Source organism: Neisseria sp. 83E34, assembly GCF_001308015.1.
Classification (GTDB): Bacteria; Pseudomonadota; Gammaproteobacteria; order Burkholderiales; family Neisseriaceae; genus Neisseria.
This window is the reverse complement of sequence record NZ_LGYH01000009.1, coordinates 39,599-62,386: the sequence shown is the minus strand read 5'-3', so window position 1 is coordinate 62,386 and position 22,788 is coordinate 39,599. Positions and strand designations below refer to the sequence as shown.

Here is a 22,788-nt window from a genome sequence, read left to right as displayed (position 1 = left end):
CGGGTTCGGCAGATAGTTTGTTGCCGGGCAATTTTAAAAATAAACCCAAGGAAGCACAATGAACCTTAAAAGAACTGCTTTTCTTCCTTTTTTGCTTTTTCCGATGATGGCTCAGGCGGCTGATTTGAACGGTGCCGATTTGAGCCTGATGTGGGGTATTCCGTTTGCTCTGATTTTATTATCTATTGCGACAGGCCCGTTGCTCGCTCCGAATTTTTGGCACCATCATTTCGGCAAAGTTACGGCGCTGTGGACGGTTGTGTTTTTAGTGCCTTTCATCATTACTTTCGGTTTTAGTGCCGGATTGCATACGGTGGTACACGCTTTGGTGGGGGAATATATTCCTTTTATCTTGCTGTTGTTGGCGCTTTACACGATTTCAGGCGGGATCCTGGTGTGGGGTAATCTGCACGGCAGCCCGAAATTGAACACCACCATCTTGGCTATCGGTACGGTTTTGGCGTCGATTATGGGTACGACAGGTGCGGCTATGCTGCTTATCCGCCCATTGTTGAAAGCCAATGATAACCGTAAGCACCGTGTGCATGTGGTTGTATTCTTTATTTTCCTTGTAGCCAATATCGGCGGTGGTTTAACACCTCTGGGCGATCCGCCTCTCTTCTTGGGTTTCTTGAAAGGTGTGGACTTTATGTGGACGGTAAAACACATGGCCATGCCGGTTATTATCAGTTCGATTGTTTTGCTGGTCATATTCTATTTTTTGGATAGCTATTTCTTTTCTAAAGAAGATGAAATCACTACGGTTGATCCATCTCCTGACAGCCCGTTACAGATTTACGGTAAATTCAATTTTCTGTTGCTCGGTGGGGTGGTGGCTTCGGTATTGATGTCGGGCATCTGGAAGCCGGGTGTGGAAATTGATGTGTATGGCACACCTTATGCGCTGCAAAACTTGGTGCGCGATATTATTCTTTTGATTTTGGCCGGTGTGTCTTTGAAAATGACGCCCAAGCAGGTTCGTGCCGGTAACGAGTTTAACTGGGATCCGATTTTGGAAGTGGGTAAACTCTTTTTGGGCATTTTCATCACGATTTCGCCTGTGATTGCTATTCTTCAAGCCGGCGAAGCGGGTGCTTTTGCTGCGTTGATTCAGATGGTACACAATCAGGCAGGCGAGCCGATTAATACCATGTATTTCTGGATGACGGGCATTCTTTCGGCTTTCTTGGATAATGCGCCGACTTATTTGGTGTTCTTCAATATGGCGGGCGGTGAGGCTCAGGCTTTGATGAGCGGGCAGCTTTTCCATACTTTGCTGGCTATTTCTATGGGTTCGGTGTTTATGGGTGCTTTGAGCTATATCGGTAATGCGCCGAACTTTATGGTGAAGGCGATTGCTGAGCAGCGCAAAGTGAAAATGCCGAGCTTTTTTGGCTATATGGTGTGGTCATTCGGTATTCTAGTGCCGTTGTTTATTGTACATACCTTTATTTTCTTTGTTTGGGAATTGTTTTAAAGCCCCGACCATTTAATGAAGAACAATGCCTGTCTGAAAAGATGTTTCAGACAGGCATTTTGTTTGGTTGGATCTTTCATTCAGCGATAACACATTTTGAACCGGCATCAGCCAGTTTTTCAGCCAGCTTCGGGTTAAGCGGTTTGTCGGTGAAAACGGTATCAAAGTCTGTAATGTCGGCCATGCGTACCAATGCGCTTTTGCCGAATTTGCTGTGGTCGGCGGCGAAATACCGGATGCGTGCGTTTTCCATCATGGCCTGCATTACGCTGACTTCTTTATAATCTGCATCAAACAACGAGCCGTCTTCTTCAATGGCAGATGCGCTCAAAATTGCATAATCCACTTTGAATTGCTTGATAAAGTCCATGGTTGCTATGCCGGTAACGCCGCCGTCCAAGGGACGGACAACGCCGGAAGTGATGAGTACGGAGTAATCGCTGCGGCCTGATGCCGTTGCCGCAACGTGGATATTGTTGGTAATGATGCATAAGTTTTTGCGCAGTTTGACTAAAGCATCGGTAACGGCTTCTATTGTGGTGCCTATGCTTAAAAACAGGGTGGCGCCATCAGGAATATGGGCGGCAAGGGTTTCGCTGATGCGCATTTTCTCGCCTTTCATTCTGTTTTTCTGGGATAGAAAATCGGGATGCTCTTCCTCGATTCCGATGGTTACGCCGCCGTGGTAGCGCCGTAAAACTTTTTCTTGATCCAATATGTTGATGTCGCGCCGGATGGTTTGCGGGGTAACTTCCAGCTTTTTCGCCAATTCTTCTATGGGCATAAAGCCGTGTTCTTTAACCAGTCGGATAATTTTTTCGTGTCTTTGATGTCTCGGCATGTGGTGCCATCCTGTTATAAATTGGAAAAAAACAGCATTAAAAAAGGTGCGGCGAGGTTAATAATGAAGCCGAAACTGACGGCCAGCGGAATCACGGTCATGCCCCCGGAGCTTTGGATGACCGGCAAGGTAAAATCCAAACTGGTAGCGCCGCCTATACCCACGGCTGCACTGGGATGGCGGCGCATAATTACGGGAATAAACAACAATGCAAAAAATTCACGGGTCAAGTCGTTTAACAGGGCAATGCTGCCCCAGATCGGGCCGTAAGCTTCAGTCATCACGATGCCGGAAAGTGAATACCAGCCGAAGCCGGAAGCTAGAGCCAACGCCTGTGTGAAAGGCATTTCCGGAGCAAGGAAAAAGAATATACCGCCGCCGAGTAAAGAGGAAAGCATGATTAAAACGCTGGTTTGTACGCCTCGTTTGTTGATAAACACTTGGCGTAGCGTAATGCTGCTGCCGCCAAGTTGAATACCGACCAGCAAAATCAAGAGCATCAGCGCATAGCTTCCGGTTGGTTCGGGAGGCAGCCAAAAGCTCTCCATTGCTTTGCCGAAAAACAGGCCGAGCAACATGCAGATGATTTGTTTGACGCTGCCTGCGATGCTGATGCGCGGTTTTTTGCCGCTTTCTTGAATGTGTTGTTGCCACGGGTTTTTTCGGTCAAACCACATTAACACAAGAAGATTCATGCCTAGAGTGCATACTGCCAAAACGGCTGCCATGCCGGCAATAAAATCAAGCTGGTTGCCAAGATTGTTTACTTGCGAGAGTGAGATGCCGATAAGCGCCAATATGATGTAAACCAAAATATTTAATGATTTATCTACGATGACCATATAAGGCTTCGGTACACGGATGAAGTAGCCGATAAAAAGCGGCGCTAAAATCATCGCAAGGGTAATCAAGTTTTGCATGGCTTTTTACTTTTTTGGAACGAAAAACAGGCAGCGGGACGCCACCTGTTTGGTACATCATTTTATTCGGGTAATTGAAACGCTTATTGGTCGACAAAAGCGCGTTCAATAAGATAATCACCACGTTGGCCCATTTTTGGGGATACGGTCAGGCCGAATTCGTTTAAAACGGCGCTGGTGTCTTTCAACATGGCGGGGCTGCCGCAGATCATGGCACGGTCGTCTTTCGGGTTGATGGGCGGCAGGCCGATGTCTTCAAACATTTTTCCTGAGCGCATCAGATCGGTAATGTGGCCGCGGTGTGGATACTCTTCACGCGAAACTACCGGATAATAAATCAGTTTTTCTTTAACCATTTCGCCCAAATATTCGTGTTCGGGCAATTCTTTGGTGAAGCGGTCGTAATAGGCCAAGTCATTTTTATAGCGCACGCCGTGCACCAAAATCACTTTTTCAAATTGCTCATACACATCCGGGTCTTTGGTGATGCTCAAGAATGGTGCGATGCCGGTGCCTGTTGATAAGAGGTAGAGGTGTTTGCCCGGATTCAAGTCACCCAAAATCAAAGTGCCGGTGGGTTTTTTGCTGATTAATACTTCATCGCCCACTTTCAGATGTTGCAAACGGCTGGTTAAGGGGCCGTCTTGTACTTTGATGCTGAAAAATTCCAAATGCTCTTCCCAATTGGCACTTGCCACGCTGTATGCGCGCATCAGCGGTTTGCCGTCTACCATCAGGCCGACCATTACGAACTGGCCGTTTTCAAAGCGTAGGCTTTCGTCACGGGTGCAGGTGAAGGTGAAATAGGCATCGGTCCAGTGGTGGACGGATAAAACGGTTTGGGTATTGAATGCTGCCATTGTTTTTTATCCTGAATATTGTAAAGAATGTTGTAATCGGTTGTATTGAATGCCTGTCTGAAAACTTGGTTGGCCGTAGCTGTTTTTCAGACAGGCATTGTGTTTTGCTTATTCATCATGAAACTGAAGGTTGTGCAAATCGGCATACCGCCCGTTGAGGGCAAGCAGTTGGGCGTGGGTGCCTTGCTCGACAATGCGTCCTTCGTGCATCACTACAATCATATCTGCGTTTTCAATTGTAGAGAGGCGGTGGGCAATTACGATGGTGGTGCGGTTTTGCATTAGTTTTTCCAGTGCAGCCTGAACCAGCCGTTCGGATTCATTATCCAGTGCGCTGGTAGCTTCATCCAGAATCAGAATGGGGGCATTTTTCAGCAAGGCACGTGCAATCGCTAGGCGCTGACGCTGGCCGCCGGAAAGTTTCAGACCGTTTTCGCCGATTTCGGTTTGCAGGCCTTGCGGCATGGTTTGAATAAATTCCCACGCGTTGGCGGCTTTTGCGGCGCTGATGATGGCGGCTTCACTGGCTTTGCCCAACTCGCCATAAGCGATATTGTTGGCTACTGTGTCGTTAAACAAAACCACATCTTGGGTAACCAGCGCCATTTGGCTGCGCAGGCTTTCCAAAGTGTAGTCGCGGATGTCGGTGCCGCCGATGGTGATATTGCCTTCGGTCGGATTGAAAAAGCGCGGCAGCAGATTGGCCAAAGTGGTTTTGCCGCAGCCGGATGCGCCGACCAAAGCGATAACTTTGCCTTGCGGCACGCTGAGCGTAATGCCGTTGAGGCTGTTGCGCTCGGAGCCGGGATAGCGGTGCACGATATGGTTGAATTCAATATCGCCTACCGCAACGGGCAGGGTGGCCGTGCCGCCGTCGGTTTCTTCAGTTTCGTCCAAAAACGAGAAGATGCTTTCTGCCGCTGCCAGCCCGCGTTGCAAAGACTGCACAACGCCGGTGATGCGTTTAATCGGGTCGAACATCATCATCATGGCGGATAGGAACGACATAAAATCACCCGCGCTAAAACCTTCGGTTCTGGCTTGGCGCGCGGCGAAATAAAGTATCAGCGCCAGTGCTGAAGCAATCATTAATTGGGTAACAGCGCTATTTAAAGAGCTGGCCGCCGTTTGCTTCACATTGTTTCTGCGCACACTGGTGGCGGCATGGTCGAAGCGGGCGGATTCGTGTTTTTGGCCGCCATACACTTTGATTACCCGCGTGCCGTCGACGCTTTCGCTTAAAACTTGGGTCATCATGCCCATATGTTGCTGGTTTTGGCTGGATAAATGGCGCAGTCGCTTGCTTACCAAGCGCACGCATAAGCCGACTACGGGAAGGGCGACGAACGTTATCAGAGTCAGGCGCCAATCCAGATAAAGCAGTAAGCCCAACAGGCCGACAACGCTGATGCCGTCTTTGGCGATTACGGTAATCACATTAAAGCCTGCGTCGCTGATTTGGCTGGCATCGTTGAGGATGCGCGACATCACTCTGCCGCTGGGGTTTTCATTGAAGTAACCTACCGGCAGGCGCATCATTTTAGCGAACATTTGTTGGCGGATTTGCTGAACCAGATGGCTGGAAAGATAGCTGGTGGTGTATTCGTTAATAAAGTTGAATACGCCGCGCAAAATAAACAGACCTACGATTGCCAGCGGCAACCAGGTCATTTTTTCCATGTTTTTTTCAACGAAACCTTCGTTGATTAAAGGCTTGATCAGATAAGCGAACAAGGGTGCGGTTGCAGCCACGACAATCATGGCGAACACGGCAACGGCAAAAATTTTCCAATAGCCTTTGAGATAAACGGCCAGCCGCTTGTATAAAGTCCACGATGGCTGTTCAGACTCGGGTCGCATAAAAATTATTCGCAATTGTGAAATAAAGCGGAATTGTAAGGGAAAACACGCTAAACAACAATGTTTCAAGCTGCCGGCGCGTTTTCAGACAGGCATCGTTGTTTCAAAGTGTTTTGGTCCAATCCAAGCCCTTGAGCGAGGGAACTTGGGTGATGCTGCGGTCGGCAAGATTTACTGCGGTCAGATGCCCGCCCCACAGGGCACCGGTGTCGAGGGCGATCACATGGTTCGTGTCCACGTAACCGAGCGAAGACCAGTGGCCGAATAGGATGGTGTGGTCGGTGTTCAGGCGGTTAGGTGCTTCAAACCAGGCGCGCAAACCGTTGGGCATGTCTTCCGGGCCGGCTTTGAAATTGTAATCGAGCTCATTATTGAAGGTAAGGGCGCGCATGCGGGTAAACACGTTGGTGATCAATCTCAAACGTTCGTAGCCTTTCAGATTGGGCGACCAGGCTGTGGGAGAGTTGCCGTATATATTGGCAAAATAATCTTTGGTATATTTGCCTTTTAATTCTTCCGACACTTCGTCCGCCAGCTGCTGCGCGAGTTTGACTGTCCATTGCGGCAGCAAGCCCGCATGCGTCAGAACATAACGTTTGGATTGCCGCATTAACGGCTGGGCACGCAACCAATCGCGCATTTTTTTGCTGTCCGGGTGGTTCAGAATATCAGATAGGGTATCGCTGCGCTTGAGCTTGCCGTAGCCATACATAAGTGCCAGTAGGTGCAAATCGTGATTGCCGAGCACCATCTGAATGCTGCTTTCATGCCGCATACAAAATTGCAGCACATCAAGCGATTGAGGGCCGCGGTTGACAATATCGCCAACCAGCCAGAGCGTGTCGGAGCCGTGGTTGAAGTCGAGTTTTTCGAGAAGCAGCTGAAATTCTTGGTAACAGCCTTGTATGTCGCCGATTGCGTAGTGTGCCATGATTATGAATAAAGTGAGTAGAATGAAATTGATGCCTGTCTGAAAAAGGTTTCAGACAGGCATTGATTATATAACGGATTGGTTGTTTTCCGACAGCGCGGCATATATGGATAGACAATGCTTGTCTGAAACCTTTTTCAGACAGGCATCATATTATACCGATTCGGCGGCCGGGTTATTCGGCCGCCATTTCCAATAGTTCTGCTGCATGGCTGCGTGTGGTATCGGTGATGGTTTCACCGCCAAGCATACGGGCGATTTCTTCTACGCGGTTTTTATAATCCAATACACTGATTTCACTTACGGTTTGCTCTCCGTCGCTGTGTTTTGACACCTTCCAGTGGTTTTCTCCGCAAGCGGCAACTTGCGGCAGGTGGGTAACGGCCAGCACCTGATGCTTGCCGCCGAGTTTGCGTAAGGCGCGTCCTACGGTTTCGGCAACACCGCCGCCTATGCCGGTATCGACTTCATCGAAAATCAAGGTGGGCAATTGGGTGTATTGGCTGGTAACCACTTGTAGCGCAAGGCTGATGCGGGCGAGTTCGCCGCCGGAAGCTACTTTATTGAGCGGTCGCAGCGGGCCACCTTTGTTGGTGGCAACTTGATATTGCACTTGCTCCAGGCCGTGGGAGGAGGGCGCGCTTTCCAGCAACTCGATATGGAAATTTGCACCTTTCATCGCTAAATGCTGCATATGTTGCGTGGTTTCGTTGCCGAGTTTGGCGGCGGCTTCTGAGCGCGCGGCAGACAGTTTTTTGGCCAGCGCCATATAGGTTGCTTGGTTTTCGGCCACGTTTTGCTCAAGACTTTCCAAGTCGGCTGCGGCGTTCAGGGCTGATAAGGCCGTTTCGATTTCAGCCTGTTTGGCGGGCAATTCTTCAGGCTCGATCCGGTATTTCCGCGCCATGCTCATAAGTTCGCCCATGCGGGCTTCTTGTTCGGCCAATTCGTTGGGATTGATCTCGACTTTGGACGCTACGCTGCGCATGTTGGCGGAAATCTCGCTTAGTTCTGCTTCTACACTGGCGAGCATATCGAGACTTTCGGCGAATAAAGGTTCGATATTGCTGAGTTGCTCCAATGTTTTGCGGCATTGGTAGAGGTGGCGCTGAATGCCGTTGTCTCCGTCGACGGCGGCTTCGGTTTCTTCTGCGGCCTGTATCAGCTCGGCTGCATGGGCGAGGCTGTCGTGGCTTTGGCTCAAGGTTTCCCATTCGCCGCTTTGTAGATTGAGCTTGGCTAATTCGCCTGCCTGCCATTCAAGCCGTTCGCGCTCGATGGCGATGTTTTCGGCTTGTGTTTGGGCTTCGTGTAAGGATTTTTGGGCGGTTTGCCAGTTGTGATAGGCGGTTTTGACTTCTGCGGCTAAACCGGTGCAGCCGGCAAATGCGTCAAGCAGAGTGCGTTGGGCGTGCTCTTGGTTGAGGGAATGGTGGGCGTTTTGGCCGTGGATGTCGATCAGGCGGCTGCCGATATGTTTGAGTTGGGCGAGAGTGGCTGCTTGGTTATTGATAAAACTGCGGCTTTTGCCTTTGGCATCAATGATGCGGCGGATGGATAGTTCGGTGGTGTCTTCATCCAGCAGCCCTTGCTCGCGCAATTCGCTTTGCAAGGTATCCAGCCCGGAAATGTCGAATAGGGCGGAGAGGCGAGCTTCTTCGGTGCCGGCGCGGACTTGGCCGTAGTCTGCTTTATCGCCGAGCAGCAGACCGAGTGCGTCCAGCGTGATGGATTTGCCTGCGCCGGTTTCGCCGGTGAGTACGGTAAAGCCTGTCTGAAAATTAAGGTTGAGCTGTTCGACGGTTACGAAGTTGCTGAGGGAAAGCGCCAAAAGCATTGTTTTATCCTTGCTTAAATGATGTGCTAAGTTTTTTCTTATTATAACTAATTTTTTTCATAGTTATATAAGATTTTGTTGATTTTGGTGTAAAGAAGCGATGCCTGTCTGAAAATAATGCTTTCAGACAGGCATTATTGGGATGGGCTAAATCAGCTGTTCGCCCCAGTGGAGTTTTTGGCGCAGGGTGCGGTAATACTGGTAATCATTCGGATGCAATACCCGCAGGCTGTGTTTGTAGCGGCGTATGAGGATTTGATCCATGCTTTGGATGTCGACATAGGATTGGCCGTCGAAATGAACGCGGGCGTCGCCTGCTTTGGTGATTAAGATGTTGATTTCGCAAGTATCTGCTATGGCAATCGGGCGGTTGGTCATGGATTGGGGGCAGATGGGCACTAGGGTAAAGGCGCGCAGACTGGCTTGCAGAATGGGGCCGCCGGCGGCAAGTGCGTAGGCTGTGGAGCCGGTGGGCGTGGACACTATCAGGCCGTCGCTGCGTTGCGTGTAAACGAATTCTTTGTTGATAAACACTTCGAATTCAATCATTTGCCCTGCGCCGCCGCGTGAGAGTACCACATCATTCAGCGCCAGCGAGCGGTTGATGGTTTCGCCGTTGCGCAGCACGGTGCATTCAAGCAGGATACGTTCTTCGGCGTGATACTTGCCGGTAAGCATGCTGCTTACTTCTTTAACCATATTTTCACGCGACACTTGGGTGAGAAAGCCTAAATGGCCTTGATTGACACCCAATAGTGGTATGCGGTGTGCTGCCACTTTGCGGGCAGCGGAAAGGAAGGTGCCGTCGCCGCCGAGTACGATAACCAAATCGCATTTTTTGCCCATTTCTTCTTTGTTAATGAAATGGCATGCGGGAAGGTTGGTTTCGGCAAGCAGGCTTTTGTTGATGCTGTCTTTATCGAGGTAGATATTCAGGTTTTGAGCGTACAGGAACTCGATGAGCTGATTGAGGCACTCTTCTATTTTAGGCGTGTTCGGGCGGGTTACGATGCCGATTTGCTTGAATTGGCTGCTCATGGGAATGTGTGTTTTTTGCGAGATGGTGAAATTATATAGCAATCCCGAACGTTAGGGCTACATGGGGTTACAAACGGTGGGAGGCTGCTTGGTTTTTTCAGACAGGCATGGTGTGTTAACTGCGCTTGTTTTGGAAGAAGCGTTGCAAAATGCTGCTGCATTCGGCTGACAGTATGCCACCTTTTACGGCGGTGTGTTTGTTGAGCAGGGTGTTGGTAAAAAGATTCATTATGCTGCCGGCGGCACCGGTTTTGGGCTCGGGGGCGCCGTAAATCACGCGGCGGACGCGTGCTTGGATGAGGGCGCTGGCGCACATGCTGCACGGTTCGATTGTAACGTAAACGTCGCAGCCGTCGAGGCGGTAGTTTTGTAGGGCCGCGCCTGCTGCGGCTAAGGCGCGGATTTCGGCATGTTGGCTGATATTGCAGCTGTTGATACAGGTGTTGTGTGCGGCGGTAATCAGTGTTCCGTTACGAACAACAACGGCGCCAACCGGGATTTCACCAAGCGCAGCGGATTGTTCGGCCTGTTGCAGCGCCAAGCGCATGAATGCTTCCATTTCGGTTTGCGGGGGGAATACATCAACGGGCGGATGGTTGCGTATGGCTTCGAGCAGCCTGTTTTTTTCAGACAGGCATAATGCTTGCGGTGTGGTGTTGCGCAACAATGCGGCAAGTTGCCATAAGGTACTGCGGGTAACGGTGAGCCCCGCGGCTTTTAACAGTAAAAAGGCTGTGGGTGCGCCGGTGTGGCGCAAGTCTTCTAAGGTGAGGATGCCGAGTGAGTTGAGGGTGTGCAGGGTTTTGGGGGCAAGCGGCGGGGTAGTGAGCTGCATGATGATGCCTGTCTGAAAAAGTATGGGAGGATGATAGCAAAAATACGGCAAAGCGCCGAGGCGTCTGTTTCAGACAGGCATGATTGTATATGGTGAGTCAACTTAACTTTAATACTACGTGCAGCATTGCTGCGTTTTCCCGTATGACCTGTATTGTTTGCGGCTGGCTGTTTTGAGTGAAAATAAGTTGATTTGCTATGCATTTCCCGGCTAAGTTGCTTTCCGTTCAGCAGCCATGAGCACTATATATTTAATAATTTATATGATATTTTGCTTGAAATATTACGAAACAGACTTATGTTGAAAATGTTGCTTGCCATTTTGCAGGTAATTTAACTTGGAAAGGAAAACACAATGAGACGTAACTACGAATCACAAAAAGATGCTTTGCTGCAAGAAATCCGTTCAGTATTGAAAGATGCAGAAGCATTGTATGACCAAGGTGTTGAGCGTGGCGCGGAAGAAACTAAAGCTTTGAAAGAGAAGCTGCAATCCAAGCTTGAGCGTGCGCAGTCGAAGCTGAGTGATTTTGAAGAGCGTGCGTATGAAGAAGCGCGTTACCGTGTTCGTCAGGTTGATGATTATGTAAACGATAAGCCTTACTATGCAATGGGTTTTGCTGCTTTGGCAGGTTTGGTTACAGGCATTTTGTTAACCCGTCGTTAATCAATCCCATCAAACCGCCGGGCTTTTACCGGCGGTTTCCGTGTTTAATTTAGAAAGGCGATGCCTATGGGTATTAAACAGGAAATTACCGGTATTAAAAATATATTCGGGCAAAGCATACATTTGCTGCTGTTGCGTTTGCGTGTATTGCGTTTGGATGTTGAAGAGCAGGCCGCAGGGATATTGAAAATCTTTGCCATGATTATGGCTGCCGCGGTGTGCTGCCTGGTAGGTTTAACGGCGCTGCTTTTTGGTTTGAATACCGTATTATCGGCAGAAGCCAAAATATGGACATTTTTCGGGATTGCCGGCGTTGCATTGCTTTTGGTGCTTTGTTTGATTTTACAGATCCCTGGAATTTGGCGCAGCGGAAGTGAAAAAGTAAGCCAAACTTTTCAAGATATGCAGGAAGACTTGGCTTATTTGAATGATAAGGCTGAGCGCGGCCATAAAAAATAACAGGGAGGAGTGGACACATGCCTAACAAGAGCAAACGTGAAGAACGCGAACTTTTAGAGCTGGAATGCAAACTGACCCGCCTGAAAATTAATGTTGAGCGCCAAAAGCTGAAGCAGGCGCGGCAGCATACGCCGGATGGGCCGGCTTCTCAAGTTTTGGATTTTGTCGGCAGCATGCCGAGCCACAGTTTATGGAAAAGCGTGCTTCTGCCTATGAAATGGAAACATCGGGCTATGGTGGGTGCGGCGTTGATGGCTTTTGAATTTTGGAAAAGAAAACGATAAATGGTTCTTCTGATTCGGATGCCTGTCTGAAAATGTTTCAGACAGGCATTTACTTTGAAAACCTTTGAGTATCTAAAACGGTGTCATTACCTTGAAATTTGCCTATGTGCCTTAATATAGGCAGCGTTTAACATTTTTGAAACTGATGTGATACCTATGATTACTGTCAATACCCTGCAAAAAATGAAGGCAGAGGGTGAGAAAATTGTTATGCTGACTTGCTATGAGGCCAGTTTTGCATCTTTGATGAATGACGCCGGCGTGGATGCGCTTTTGGTTGGCGACTCTTTGGGTATGACTGTGCAAGGGCAAAGCTCCACTTTGCCGGTTACTTTGCAGGATATGTGTTATCACACAGCAGCAGTATCTCGCGGTAATAAACACGCCATGATTGTGGCTGACTTGCCTTTTGGCGCTTATCAACAGAGTAAAGAACAGGCTTTTGCTGCATCTGCGGAGCTGATGGCGGCTGGTGCGCATATGGTGAAATTGGAAGGTGGTGTGTGGATGGCGGAAACCACCGAATTTTTGCAGATGCGCGGTATTCCCGTGTGCGCGCATATCGGGCTTACGCCGCAATCCGTGCATGCATTTGGCGGTTATAAAGTTCAAGGCAAAGGCGATGCAGCTGCACAGGCTTTGCTGAATGATGCCAAAGCACATGATGAAGCCGGCGCGGCAATGGTGCTGATGGAGTGCGTGCCTGCCGGGCTGGGCAAATTGGTAACGCAAAGCGTTTCCTGCCCGACCATCGGTATCGGCGCGGGTGTTGATTGCGACGGGCAAGTGCTGGTGATGCACGATATGTTGGGCGTATTTCCGGGCAAAACGGCTAAATTCGTGAAAAATTTTATGGAAGGGCAAACCAGCATTCAAGCGGCTGTGAAAGCTTATGTGGATGCGGTTAAAAACAAAACCTTTCCGGCTGAAGAACATATTTTTAAAGCTTAAACAAGGATAAGCACTCATGAAAATCATCCATTCCATTCGAGAGTTGCGCGAATGGAGAAAAAACGCAGGCAGAGTGGCTTTTGTGCCCACAATGGGCAATCTGCATGAAGGGCATTTGGCTTTGGTGCGCGAAGCCAAAAAACATGCCGACCAAGTGATTGTGAGCATTTTTGTGAACCGCTTGCAATTCGGGCAAGGCGAAGATTTCGATAAATATCCGCGCACTTTGCAGCAGGATGCGGAAAAACTGAAAGGCGAGGGCGTGGCCGTGGTGTTTGCGCCGGACGAACAGGAGCTTTATCCGCGTGTGCAGCAGCAATACAATGTGGAGCCGCCGAATCTGCAAAACGAGCTGTGCGGCGCGTTCAGGCCGGGACATTTCCGCGGTGTGGCTACCGTTGTAACCAAGTTGTTTAATATCGTGGAAGCCGATGTGGCGTGTTTCGGCAAGAAAGATTATCAGCAGCTAACGATTATTCAAGGCATGGTGGATGATTTGAATATGAATATCCGCATTGTGCCTGTGGATACCGGCCGCGCTGCCGACGGTTTGGCTTTATCCAGCCGCAACCAGTATTTAAGCGATGAAGAGCGTGCGGAAGCACCGCGCCTGTACCGCGAATTGTCACAGATGGCGCAGGCGGTTCGGGATGGAAATGTGAATTATGCCGAATTGGAAAATGCGGCCAAACAGCATTTAAGCGATGCGGGCTGGGTTGTGGATTATATTGAAGTGCGCCATGCCGGTAATTTGCAGGTAGCCCATGCGGGAGACAAGCATGTGGTGATTGTGGCGGCGGCGCGCTTGGGTAATACGCGTTTGATTGATAATATTGAAGTGCATTTGTAAACTGCTTTGCGGTTGGATTAAACAATGCCTGTCTGAAAAGTGGTTTTCAGACAGGCATTGTTTATGCGGCAAACCAACTTAAATATTATCTATTCTCCTGATCGGTATATAGTCAACCAATTTATATAATAACAACATCGTCATACTTAGGCTTGAACCGAGTATCTCCCGACCTTACTGAAACTCAAGATACCCGGGTTAAGCCCGAGTATGACGAGTGTACGATTTTAAAGTTGATTCATTATATGTGCAGATGAACTTAATTTTTCTAAGGCTTGCCAAGCCCGGGGATTTTGCTTTAACGGGACATGACAGGTATCACGGATATGCCTGCCTGAAAATGTTTTCAGGGCTTGTCCAGTAGGCGTGTAACCGTATCAACAATGGCTTGGGTTTGCGGATCAATTTCGATATTCACGCTGTCGCCGGTTTTTTTGATGCCGAACAAAGTGAGCCGTAAGGTTTCGGGAATGAGGTGAACGTTGAATTCATTATCGGTTACTTCGCCTATGGTCAGGCTGCAACCGTCTAAGCCGGCAAAGCCTTTTGGCAGGATGTAGGGTTTCAGCGCGGGGGGGAGGGCGAACCACACGGTTTTGTTGTGCTCACTTTCTTCTATGCGGGTAATGCGGGTAACGGCGCTGATGTGGCCGCTCATCAAGTGGCCGCCGATTTCGTCGCCGAAGCGGGCGGCGCGTTCCAGATTTACGGCGTCGCCTGTTTTGAGTTCGCCGAGGTTGGTTTTGCTCAGGGTTTCGGCCATCAGGTCGAATTTGACTTGTCTGCCGTTGATATGGGTGATGGTGAGGCAGCAGCCGTTATTGGCGATAGACGCGCCGGTTTGCAGATTGTCTGCCATGTGTTCGGGCAACTCGACGGTAAGCGTGCGGAAATCTTCGGAAGGGCTGTCTATGGCGACGATGGTGCCGGTACCTTGTACGATGCCTGTAAACATAGTTTTGCTTTCTGATAAAAATGTGTTGGTCGAATGCCTGTCTGAAAAGGCTTGGAATGCTTTTCAGACAGGCATTGTTTTATTCTTTGCATGCGTGGCAATCGGGTTGGCTGCTTTCTTGCAGACGTATCCGTTTGCGCGCTTCCGCTGCTTCAAAGCGGCATTGCTGGCGCTCGTTGGTAATTTGCAGCGGCGGCACGGCTACGGGTTTGCCGTTGTCAACGGCAACCATGGTGAAATAGCAGCTGTTGGTATGACGCACGGTGCGCTCGCGGATATTCTGCGCTTCTACGCGGATACCGACTTCCATCGAGGTGCGGCCGACATGGTTGACGCTGGCGAGAAAGGTAACGAGTTCGCCCACATGAATCGGCTCTTTGAAAGTAACTTTGTCCACTGAAAGGGTTACGCAGTAGTGGCCGCTGTAACGGCTGGCGCAGGCGTAGGCAACTTGGTCAAGCAGCTTGAGCAGGTCGCCGCCGTGTACGTTGCCGCTGAAGTTGGCCATGTCGGGCGTCATTAAGATGGACATTTGAAGCTCTGATTGGGGAAGGTTTTGATTGTCGTTCATATTGTTTTCTTTATTTGTTGAGGTTGTGGAAAATGATTTTTCAGACAGGCATCGGGCTAAATCCATGGGCTAAATCCATTTTCGGCGGTGAAAATAAATCAGCAAGGCAGACACGATGCAGATCATGGCCAGCCAGACCATGTAATAGCCGTAGCGCCAATGCAGCTCGGGCATATTGTCAAAGTTCATGCCGTAGATGCCGGTAATCAGGGTGAGCGGCATGAAAATGATGGTAATCACGGTTAGTACGCGCATCTGCATGTTCAGCCGGTTGGATTGGTAAGACAAATGCACATCCATCATGCTTTGCACGGAATCGCGCGAGGCATCGAGCGATTCGGAGAGCTGGAGCAAGTGGTCGTAAGCATCGCGCAGGTAAATATGGGCTTCGTTGTGAAAAATGGGGAAATCGCCGCGTAAAAGCTGAACCATCATATCGCGCATGGGCGAAAGTGTGCGGCGCAGGCGCACGGCATCTCGTTTGAGGCGGTGGATTTTGGGTAGCAAATCGGTGGTGTCGCTGCCGGTGTTGGCAAACAGGTTTTTATCAATTGCTTCGACGCGGTTGTTGAAATGGTCGAGGGTGATGAAGTAATCGTCTACCAAGCGGTCGATAAAGGTATACGAGAGAAAAGCGGGGCTTTTATCCCGCAGACCGGTGCGGTTGTCGATAATGTGTTTGCGGATGCTGCTGAGCAGGCCGAGCGGGCGCGGCTGGAATGTGAAAACGAAGTTGCGTCCGACAATAAGGTAAACCAAGTCCGAGCCGAGTTTGCTGCCGCTATATTGGAATACGCGGGTGGCGATGAAGAGGTAGTTTTCGTAGTCTTCTGCTTTGGGGCGCTGATTGCGGTTGAGCAAGTCTTCAATAACCAGATCATGAATACCGTAGGGTGCGAGCATAGTTTTAAGTGAAGCAGCGTCGTTGATGCCGACGAAATGCAGCCAGTTGATATGCTCGGAATCCGGGCTGTGCGGGATAAGTTCGGTTTGTTCCGGAAGGTTGCCGTTGCTTACGATAAGGTCGCGGGTGGCGCAATCGGTGTGGTTGTAAAGCGTTTGGTGCACGGCGTGTTGGGGGATGTTTTCAGTGCTGCTGCGTTTGGGCGGAACTTGGTTCATGGCGGCAAAAGTATATCGGTTTGAAGAGACAAAGTATAATGGAAATGCCTGTCTGAAACCACTTGGGCGGGTAGGTATCTATTTGAACCATAGTTGATATTGATAAATTAATATGCCGGATACACCATTAATCTGCCTGCTGGCCGATGAGCGCTGCGCAGATTCATACCGCTCCGATTTATTGGACCAACAGGATGCGCTCAGGTTGCAGGCGCAGCCTGCGTTGGCGCAGCGGGCAGACTGGCGGGTAAGCCGTTATTTGAAGCAGCAGGCGGTATCTCCGGTGCGGTCTTTGTCGCACAGCAAGGGCATGGCAGCGGTGTTGTGCGGAGGTGGGGAGATTTTGGCTGCGGGCGTGGATATCGAGCATATCCGGCCGCGGGACTTTGTATCACTGGCCGAATGGGTGGCGCAGCCGCACGAACAGACAATTTTAGCTGCACGCGGTTGGCAAGCTGACGATTTCTATGAGTTATGGACGCTGAAAGAAGCGCTGCTTAAAGCGGGCAAGCTCGGTTTTCCGGAAGCAATGAAAGCGGTTGGCCGGCAACGTGGTGAAGAGGGCAAAATGCATGTGCAGGGGCAGGGCGGCTGGCGGGGTGTGACCTATAAAATCGGCCGTCACTTCATGCTGGCTTGTGTTTGGTTGGGAGAAGGCGAACTTGAGCTGCGGCTGGAAGGAGGGTTTGAGGCGGATGTGGCAAGAGTGGGAAAGTATGATTGAGCACAATAGGTTTTAGGAAAGTTAAGTTGCTTGACTAAATATCAATGCCTGTCTGAAAACATTTTTCAGACAGGCATTGATAGCCATAAGGCTTGTTATTCCTGCCAGCGTTTGAATATCAGCGAAGTGTTCACACCGCCGAAAGCGAAGTTGTTGTTCATCACATAATCGGTTTGGATTTCCCGCCCTTCGCCGCGGATATAATCCACCTTGCCGCAAAGCGGGTCGATATTATCCAGATTGATGGTAGGAGCGAACCAGCCGCTGTTCATCATTTCAATAGAAAACCAAGATTCCAATGAGCCGCATGCGCCGAGCGTGTGGCCGAAATAGCTTTTTTGCGAACTCATGGGCACATGGCCGAACACGGCTTCTGTTGCTAAGGTTTCGGCGATGTCGCCTTTTTCAGTGGCTGTGCCGTGCCCGTTAACATAGCCGATTTGGTTTGGTGAGATGCCGGCGTCTTTCAAAGCCATCTCCATGCAGCGTTGCATGGTGGCTTTTTGCGGCTGGGTAACGTGGCTGCCGTCGCTGTTGGCACCATAGCCCACGATTTCGGCATAGATTTTGGCGCCGCGCGCGCGCGCGCATTCCAATTCCTCCAGCACCAAAAAACCTGCGCCCTCGCCAATAACCAAACCGTCGCGGTCTTTATCGTAAGGACGCGGGGTACGCTCGGGTTCGTGATTGCGGCGGCTGGCGGCATAGAGCGAGTCGAACACATAAACTTCCGAAGGGCAGAACTCTTCACTGCCGCCCCCCAGCATCATGTCTATCAAACCGTATTTAATGGCTTCGTAAGAATAACCAATGCCCTGGCTGCCGGACGAACAGGCGCTGGAGGTTGGAATGATGCGCCCGGTAAGCCCGAAAAAAATGCCGACGTTGGCAGGAACGGTGTGCGGCATCATGCGCACATAAGTGTTGGCGTTGAAGTTGCGCGAGTTGCCGTGCAACACCAAATCGCCCATCACGCCGGTGTCTTTGGTGCTACCCACGGAAGAGCCGGCGGCTACGCCCATGCGGCCGTCTTTAATACGTTCATCGCCCAAAAGCCCTGCATCGGCCAACGCCTGTTCGGCGGCATCAACAGCCATTTGCGTCCCCCGCCCCATGCTGCGCAGCTGTTTGCGCGTCCAGTGGGCGGGCGGTTGGTAGTTTTCCACTACCGCACCCAAGCGTGCTTCCAATTCGGGAAACTGCTCCGACCAATCCATGCTTTTTACGGCGTTTTTACCTTTTAGAAAGCCTGTCTGAATGCTTTCCCAATCGCGTCCGAATGCGGTAATTCCGCCGATGCCTGTAACGACAACCCGTCTCAACACAAACCTCCGTTTACCGCAATAACCTGCCGCGTGATATACGCTGCTTTCTCGTCCATCAAAAAACGAACGGCGTGCGCCACTTCTTCCGGCGAACCCATGCGCGCGGCAGGCACGGCTTTTAAAATCTCCTCCACCGGCACGTTTTCATCCACAATTTCCGTATCAATCAGGCCGGGAGCCACACAATTGACCGTGATTTTCCGCTTGGCGAGCTCCACCGCGAGAGCTTTGGCCGCACCGATAATGCCGGCTTTGGAGGCGCTGTAATTGACTTGGCCGCGGTTACCTGTGATACCGGACACGGAAGCCATGCATACAATACGCCCCGCTTTGCGGCGGCGTATCATGGGCATGACGAGCGGATGCAGCACATTATAGAAACCATCCAAATTGGTGCGCAGCACCTGATCCCAATCTTCGTCTTCAAAAGCCGGAAAAGCGTTGTCGCGCGTTAAGCCGGCATTCAGCACCACGCCGTAATAAGCACCATGCGCTTCGATATCGGCGGTGAGCACTTCGCGGCATTGGCTTCGGTTGGAAACGTCAAACTGCAATACTCTGGCCTGCCTGCCCAAAGCGCGTACGGATTCGGCCACGGCTTCCGCTTCTTCGCGGCGGCTGCGGCAATGAACAACGATGTCATAGCCGTCTTCAGCCAAGCCCAAGGCAACTGCTTTACCGATGCCTCGGTTGGAGCCGGTGATTAAAATGGTTTCGATCATTACGTTTTCCTTAACTTAAAATTTGATTCAGGCGAGTTGATAGACACTCTGCCTGTCTGAAAAAAACGACATTCCGTTCAAGCAGTTTGCACTTCTTTCGGGCTGTAAACATTCAGAGCAGCTTGCGCCAACAAGCCGTCGGCCGGCAGCTTGCTTTTTTCATGTTCAGGAGCGTCAGTCCAGTGAAGCGTGCAGTCAAACACGCCGAAACCGGTTGAATCCATTACAGATTCCTGAACTTTCACCAGCAATTCAGTACCAATCGGAATATTGTCGGCAAATAAATTCAGCTTGCGGGTGCCGAGTAAAAAGCCCAGTTTAATTGGTTCGCCCGCGTTGGCGGCATGACAGCCCATCAGCGCGCCTATGCCTTGCGCCATAATCTCTATGCCGGTAAAACAAGGTAGGTGGTTATTTTTTAAGAGAATATGGTTTTCACCTATTTTGGTGGTAGCAGAAAGATGGCCGGAACCGTAATCGGTAATGCAGTCGAGCAGAACCATATGGCCACTGTGTGGTAAAAGCGGTGCAACGGATGTGATGGGGCAGGTGAGCGGAGCATTCATGAACGGTGTGGGCTGTTAATATATAAGCCGGTGTCAATAATAATGTGCCAATTATATTGCATTGCTGTTTTTTGTTAAAACCTTAGGTTAAAATAACAGCATTTACCGACCAGATTAAACGCATGATGACCGCATCTTCCCATTGCAGATTTTCTTTTGATATTGTCGAATGGCAGGCTTCTTCAAGCCGTTTGGCAGGGCTTGACGCTTGGCAGCAATGGTCGGCGGACACAGCTTTTGTTGAAAGCCAGCCTGATTATAAACCTGAGCTGGCTTTTTTGCCCGCTATGCAGCGGCGGCGGTTGGGCAAGGCGGCGCGGCTGGTGTGTGATGCGGCGTGGAATCTTGCAGAAAAACATCCTGAAAGCATTTTGGTGTTTGCCTCGCATGACGGCGAATTAAACCGCAGCTTCGAGCTGTGGCTTGAATTGATGAAAACACACACCGTATCACCCACGTCTTTCGGCCTGTCTGTGCATAATGCGCAAGTTGGGCAATGGTCTATGTTGCGTAAAGATATGCGTGAGAACACCGCTTTGGCGGTGGGCAGCGATGGTTTGGAAACGGCTTTGGCAGAAGCTTGTGCGTTGATGCAGGAAGGTGCGGAACAAGTGTTGTTGGTGGTTGCAGACGACCCTTTGTCGGAAGAATACGCGCTCGAAGCCGAACGTGCGCCCATGCCTTATGCGCTTGCAATGGTATTGCAGCCGGGCCGGCAATACCATTTAGCTTTGTCTTGCTGCAAAGATGCCGAAAAAAACTCACCCTATTGGGGCGCGCTTGATTGGATACGCTTCATGCTTTCAGACAGGCATGAAGAAACCAGATATTATGGCAAACGCCGCTGGCTGTGGCAGAAAGCTTTATGAAGTCATTGAATTACTACCGCCGCTTTTTTGCAACATTATTCGGCTTTGTATTGTTTGGTGTGGTGGGCGTGCTGTTTAAAATCGTTTTGCTGCCTTATACATTAAAAAGCACAAAAAACGATATTCCCCGCCAAATACAAGCCCGACGATTGATTGGCAGGGTATGGAAATGGTTTGTCGGCTATCTGATTTGGTCGGGCGTGTTGAGCGTACGCTTCAACGGCTTGGAAAAGCTGGGCAAACCCGGCCAGTTGGTACTGGCCAATCACCCTTCGCTATTGGATGTGGTGTTGCTGATCGGGCATGTGCCGCAGATGAATTGCATCGTTAAAAAAGACCTGCTTAAAAACCCTTCCATGAAAAGTCAGATTCTCGCCACGGGTTATATTCCGAACGATGAATCAATGGAAATGATGGAAGAAGTGGATGCCGTGTTTAAAAGCGGGCAAAGTCTGCTGATTTTCCCTGAAGGAACACGCACGGGTTGGGACGGGCAAATCAAGCTGCACCGCGGCGCAGTATCTATCGGTTTGAGAAGTGCCGAAGTGATTACGCCCGTGTGCATCAAAATGGATCCGCCGAATTTCAAAAAAGGCCAGCCATGGTATAAAATCCCACCCCGCACCATACATTACGAAATTACGGTCGGCGAAGACATCAATCCGCAAGATTGGTTGGCAGAAAAGCCGCTGCCCATTGCCGCTCGACGTTTAAACTCTTATTTGCAAGACTATTTCACACGAGAAACAACATGAACTTAGAAACACAAATCAAACAAATGATCATCGACAGCTTGGGTTTGGAAGACATTACCGTCGAAGATATTGAAACCGATGCCCCGCTGTTTGGTGATGAAGGCTTGGGCTTGGATTCGGTAGATGCTTTGGAATTGGGCTTGGCCGTACAAAAAACCTTCGGTTTCCAGCTCGACGGGGAAAAAGACAATCTGCGCGACCACTTTGCCAGCGTAGCCACATTGGCCGACTTCATCCGCAGCCGCCAAGCATAAGGAGTGAATGATGACCGAACAAGAAATCCGCCAGATTCTGACTGACGCTTTGGTCAATCTGTTCGAAATCGAGCCTGAGCGCATCAAGCCGGAAACCAATCTTTATGAAGATTTGGAAATCGACAGCATCGACGCCATCGATTTAATCGATCACATCAAGCGCGAAACCGGCCGTAAGCTCAAAGCCGAAGACTTCCGCAACGTGCGCACCGTAGATGATGTGGTGCAGGCCGTCTTAAAAATTGATGCCGAATAAGCAACATTGAATCTATCCTTGAGCCGAAGGGCGGGCATGCTTGCCCGCCGTTTTGCTATGTTCGGATTAATTTTCAGACGGCCTTGAAGGAAAGAGGCCGTTTGAAAACTTGTTTTGCCCATACCGTTCAACAATATTCATTCCAAAGCTATTATGAAAATCATCGGCCAAGTTTTTCTTGTCATACTCAGCATCGCCTATCCCTTACTGTGGTATTACGGCCGCGAACACGGTGCCTTTTTCTGGCTTGCCGCCGCCATGTGCGCTTTATGGCTGATACGCGCCGCGATACAGAAAACCCGCGCGCAACAGGCCGTGTCGCTACTGCTTGCTACTTTTTTTGGCGCAGTCATTCTTTTCAGACGGCCTGATTCCATGTATTGGTATCCCGTGGCCGTGAACTTACTGATGCTTGCCGTGTTCGGCGCCAGCCTGTTTGCCAAACAAACCCTGATCGAACGCCTCGCCCGCCTGCAAGACCCAGACCTCCCGCCCGAAGGTGTACGCTATACCCGACGGGTAACCCAAATCTGGTGCGGCTTTTTTATCTTCAACGCCGCCACCTCCGCGCTGCTGGCCTTTTCAGACAGGCATGATTGGTGGGCGCTTTATACGGGCATTATTTCTTATGTGTTGATGGGCACGTTGTTTGCGGGAGAGTGGATTTACCGGAAAGTGGTGTTGAAGGTTTGAGGCCGTCTGAAAATTAAAAAGTACGCGCTAACAAACAGGCCGGCTTTTCAGACGGCCTCTTGCGATGAGGGCAAATAGGAAGAGATAAGCGATAAAATAAGCGGTATAACGAGCGATAAAATAAGCGGTATAATTCAATATTCCAATTTGTGCCGTCTGAACATTCA

The 22,788-nt window shown here is 50.1% G+C and carries 26 protein-coding genes; 12 read left to right on the top strand and 14 right to left on the bottom strand.

Annotated features, from left to right (window positions below; translation table 11 throughout):
* Positions 1-58 precede the first annotated feature (58 nt).
* The gene (locus tag AKG09_RS09665) at positions 59-1,477 is read left to right on the top strand and encodes a sodium:proton antiporter (RefSeq protein ID WP_054619241.1); all 1,419 of its coding nucleotides are present in this window, start codon (positions 59-61) and stop codon (positions 1,475-1,477) included.
* A gap of 76 nt (positions 1,478-1,553) precedes the next feature.
* On the opposite strand, the gene AKG09_RS09660 is transcribed toward AKG09_RS09665, so the two are convergent.
* The 8 genes from AKG09_RS09660 to AKG09_RS09625 form a co-directional block, all read right to left on the bottom strand.
* On the bottom strand, positions 1,554-2,318 hold the full coding sequence (locus AKG09_RS09660; RefSeq protein WP_054619240.1) for a DeoR/GlpR family DNA-binding transcription regulator: 765 nt from the start codon (positions 2,316-2,318) through the stop codon (positions 1,554-1,556).
* A 14-nt stretch (positions 2,319-2,332) separates the two neighbouring features.
* Positions 2,333-3,238: a lysine exporter LysO family protein gene (locus tag AKG09_RS09655; protein ID WP_054619239.1), complete on the bottom strand. Its 906-nt coding sequence runs from the start codon at positions 3,236-3,238 to the stop codon at positions 2,333-2,335.
* 83 nt (positions 3,239-3,321) lie between these two features.
* Positions 3,322-4,098, bottom strand: a complete 777-nt coding sequence (locus AKG09_RS09650) for a ferredoxin--NADP reductase (protein ID WP_054619238.1) — start codon at positions 4,096-4,098, stop codon at positions 3,322-3,324.
* Between the two features lie 108 nt (positions 4,099-4,206).
* A complete protein-coding gene (gene msbA, locus AKG09_RS09645; RefSeq protein WP_054619237.1) occupies positions 4,207-5,958 on the bottom strand; it encodes a lipid A export permease/ATP-binding protein MsbA in 1,752 nt (583 codons plus the stop codon).
* A gap of 103 nt (positions 5,959-6,061) precedes the next feature.
* A complete protein-coding gene (locus AKG09_RS09640; protein ID WP_054619236.1) occupies positions 6,062-6,889 on the bottom strand; it encodes a symmetrical bis(5'-nucleosyl)-tetraphosphatase in 828 nt (275 codons plus the stop codon).
* Positions 6,890-7,064: 175 nt separating this feature from the next.
* Complete coding sequence (recN, locus tag AKG09_RS09635; protein WP_054619235.1) at positions 7,065-8,726, bottom strand: DNA repair protein RecN; 1,662 nt, start codon at positions 8,724-8,726, stop codon at positions 7,065-7,067.
* A gap of 147 nt (positions 8,727-8,873) precedes the next feature.
* On the bottom strand, positions 8,874-9,764 hold the full coding sequence (locus tag AKG09_RS09630) for an NAD(+) kinase (RefSeq protein ID WP_054619234.1): 891 nt from the start codon (positions 9,762-9,764) through the stop codon (positions 8,874-8,876).
* Between the two features lie 115 nt (positions 9,765-9,879).
* Complete coding sequence (locus AKG09_RS09625; RefSeq protein ID WP_054619233.1) at positions 9,880-10,599, bottom strand: tRNA-specific adenosine deaminase; 720 nt, start codon at positions 10,597-10,599, stop codon at positions 9,880-9,882.
* A gap of 354 nt (positions 10,600-10,953) precedes the next feature.
* On the opposite strand from AKG09_RS09625, the gene AKG09_RS09620 reads away from it, so the two are divergent.
* From AKG09_RS09620 to panC, 5 genes are all read left to right on the top strand, one after another.
* Complete coding sequence (locus AKG09_RS09620) at positions 10,954-11,265, top strand: YqjD family protein (RefSeq protein ID WP_054619232.1); 312 nt, start codon at positions 10,954-10,956, stop codon at positions 11,263-11,265.
* Between the two features lie 66 nt (positions 11,266-11,331).
* Complete coding sequence (locus AKG09_RS09615) at positions 11,332-11,724, top strand: phage holin family protein (RefSeq protein ID WP_054619231.1); 393 nt, start codon at positions 11,332-11,334, stop codon at positions 11,722-11,724.
* Positions 11,725-11,741: 17 nt separating this feature from the next.
* Complete coding sequence (locus AKG09_RS09610) at positions 11,742-12,008, top strand: hypothetical protein (protein WP_054619230.1); 267 nt, start codon at positions 11,742-11,744, stop codon at positions 12,006-12,008.
* A 156-nt stretch (positions 12,009-12,164) separates the two neighbouring features.
* The gene (gene panB / locus AKG09_RS09605; protein WP_054619229.1) at positions 12,165-12,959 is read left to right on the top strand and encodes a 3-methyl-2-oxobutanoate hydroxymethyltransferase; all 795 of its coding nucleotides are present in this window, start codon (positions 12,165-12,167) and stop codon (positions 12,957-12,959) included.
* Positions 12,960-12,975: 16 nt separating this feature from the next.
* Positions 12,976-13,809 carry a pantoate--beta-alanine ligase gene (gene panC, locus AKG09_RS09600; RefSeq protein ID WP_054619228.1) on the top strand — a complete coding sequence of 278 codons (834 nt, stop codon included), beginning with the start codon at positions 12,976-12,978 and terminating at the stop codon, positions 13,807-13,809.
* A gap of 346 nt (positions 13,810-14,155) precedes the next feature.
* On the opposite strand, the gene AKG09_RS09595 is transcribed toward panC, so the two are convergent.
* The 3 genes from AKG09_RS09595 to corA all read right to left on the bottom strand — a co-directional run bounded on the left by AKG09_RS09595 (position 14,156) and on the right by corA (position 16,457).
* Entirely contained in the window at positions 14,156-14,764 is a 609-nt protein-coding gene (locus AKG09_RS09595) for a riboflavin synthase (RefSeq protein ID WP_054619227.1), read from the bottom strand.
* Between the two features lie 79 nt (positions 14,765-14,843).
* Entirely contained in the window at positions 14,844-15,335 is a 492-nt protein-coding gene (locus AKG09_RS09590; protein WP_054619226.1) for an acyl-CoA thioesterase, read from the bottom strand.
* Between the two features lie 69 nt (positions 15,336-15,404).
* Positions 15,405-16,457 (bottom strand): magnesium/cobalt transporter CorA, encoded by a 1,053-nt coding sequence (gene corA / locus AKG09_RS09585; protein WP_054619225.1) that lies wholly within the window; start codon positions 16,455-16,457, stop codon positions 15,405-15,407.
* 112 nt (positions 16,458-16,569) lie between these two features.
* Here corA and AKG09_RS09580 point away from each other — a divergent pair, with 112 nt between their 5' ends.
* Complete coding sequence (locus tag AKG09_RS09580; protein WP_054619224.1) at positions 16,570-17,181, top strand: 4'-phosphopantetheinyl transferase superfamily protein; 612 nt, start codon at positions 16,570-16,572, stop codon at positions 17,179-17,181.
* A gap of 95 nt (positions 17,182-17,276) precedes the next feature.
* Here AKG09_RS09580 and AKG09_RS09575 read toward each other — a convergent pair whose 3' ends face one another.
* The 3 genes from AKG09_RS09575 to AKG09_RS09565 form a co-directional block, all read right to left on the bottom strand.
* A complete protein-coding gene (locus AKG09_RS09575) occupies positions 17,277-18,506 on the bottom strand; it encodes a beta-ketoacyl-ACP synthase (protein ID WP_054619223.1) in 1,230 nt (409 codons plus the stop codon).
* On the bottom strand, positions 18,500-19,228 hold the full coding sequence (gene fabG, locus AKG09_RS09570) for a 3-oxoacyl-ACP reductase FabG (protein ID WP_054619222.1): 729 nt from the start codon (positions 19,226-19,228) through the stop codon (positions 18,500-18,502). The genes AKG09_RS09575 and fabG overlap by 7 nt, the downstream gene beginning before the upstream one ends.
* A 77-nt stretch (positions 19,229-19,305) precedes the next feature.
* Positions 19,306-19,794 (bottom strand): hypothetical protein, encoded by a 489-nt coding sequence (locus tag AKG09_RS09565; protein WP_054619221.1) that lies wholly within the window; start codon positions 19,792-19,794, stop codon positions 19,306-19,308.
* 122 nt (positions 19,795-19,916) lie between these two features.
* Between AKG09_RS09565 and AKG09_RS09560 the strand changes: the two genes are divergently transcribed.
* From AKG09_RS09560 to AKG09_RS09540, 5 genes are all read left to right on the top strand, one after another.
* Positions 19,917-20,663: a beta-ketoacyl synthase chain length factor gene (locus tag AKG09_RS09560; RefSeq protein WP_082391933.1), complete on the top strand. Its 747-nt coding sequence runs from the start codon at positions 19,917-19,919 to the stop codon at positions 20,661-20,663.
* Entirely contained in the window at positions 20,660-21,418 is a 759-nt protein-coding gene (locus AKG09_RS09555) for a 1-acyl-sn-glycerol-3-phosphate acyltransferase (protein WP_054619219.1), read from the top strand. The genes AKG09_RS09560 and AKG09_RS09555 overlap by 4 nt, the downstream gene beginning before the upstream one ends.
* Positions 21,415-21,672: a phosphopantetheine-binding protein gene (locus AKG09_RS09550; RefSeq protein ID WP_054619218.1), complete on the top strand. Its 258-nt coding sequence runs from the start codon at positions 21,415-21,417 to the stop codon at positions 21,670-21,672. Before AKG09_RS09555 ends, AKG09_RS09550 begins: the two co-directional genes overlap by 4 nt.
* A gap of 10 nt (positions 21,673-21,682) precedes the next feature.
* Complete coding sequence (locus AKG09_RS09545) at positions 21,683-21,928, top strand: acyl carrier protein (protein WP_054619217.1); 246 nt, start codon at positions 21,683-21,685, stop codon at positions 21,926-21,928.
* A gap of 153 nt (positions 21,929-22,081) precedes the next feature.
* Positions 22,082-22,621, top strand: coding sequence for a septation protein IspZ (locus AKG09_RS09540; protein WP_054619262.1), 540 nt, complete (start codon positions 22,082-22,084; stop codon positions 22,619-22,621).
* Positions 22,622-22,788 lie beyond the last annotated feature (167 nt).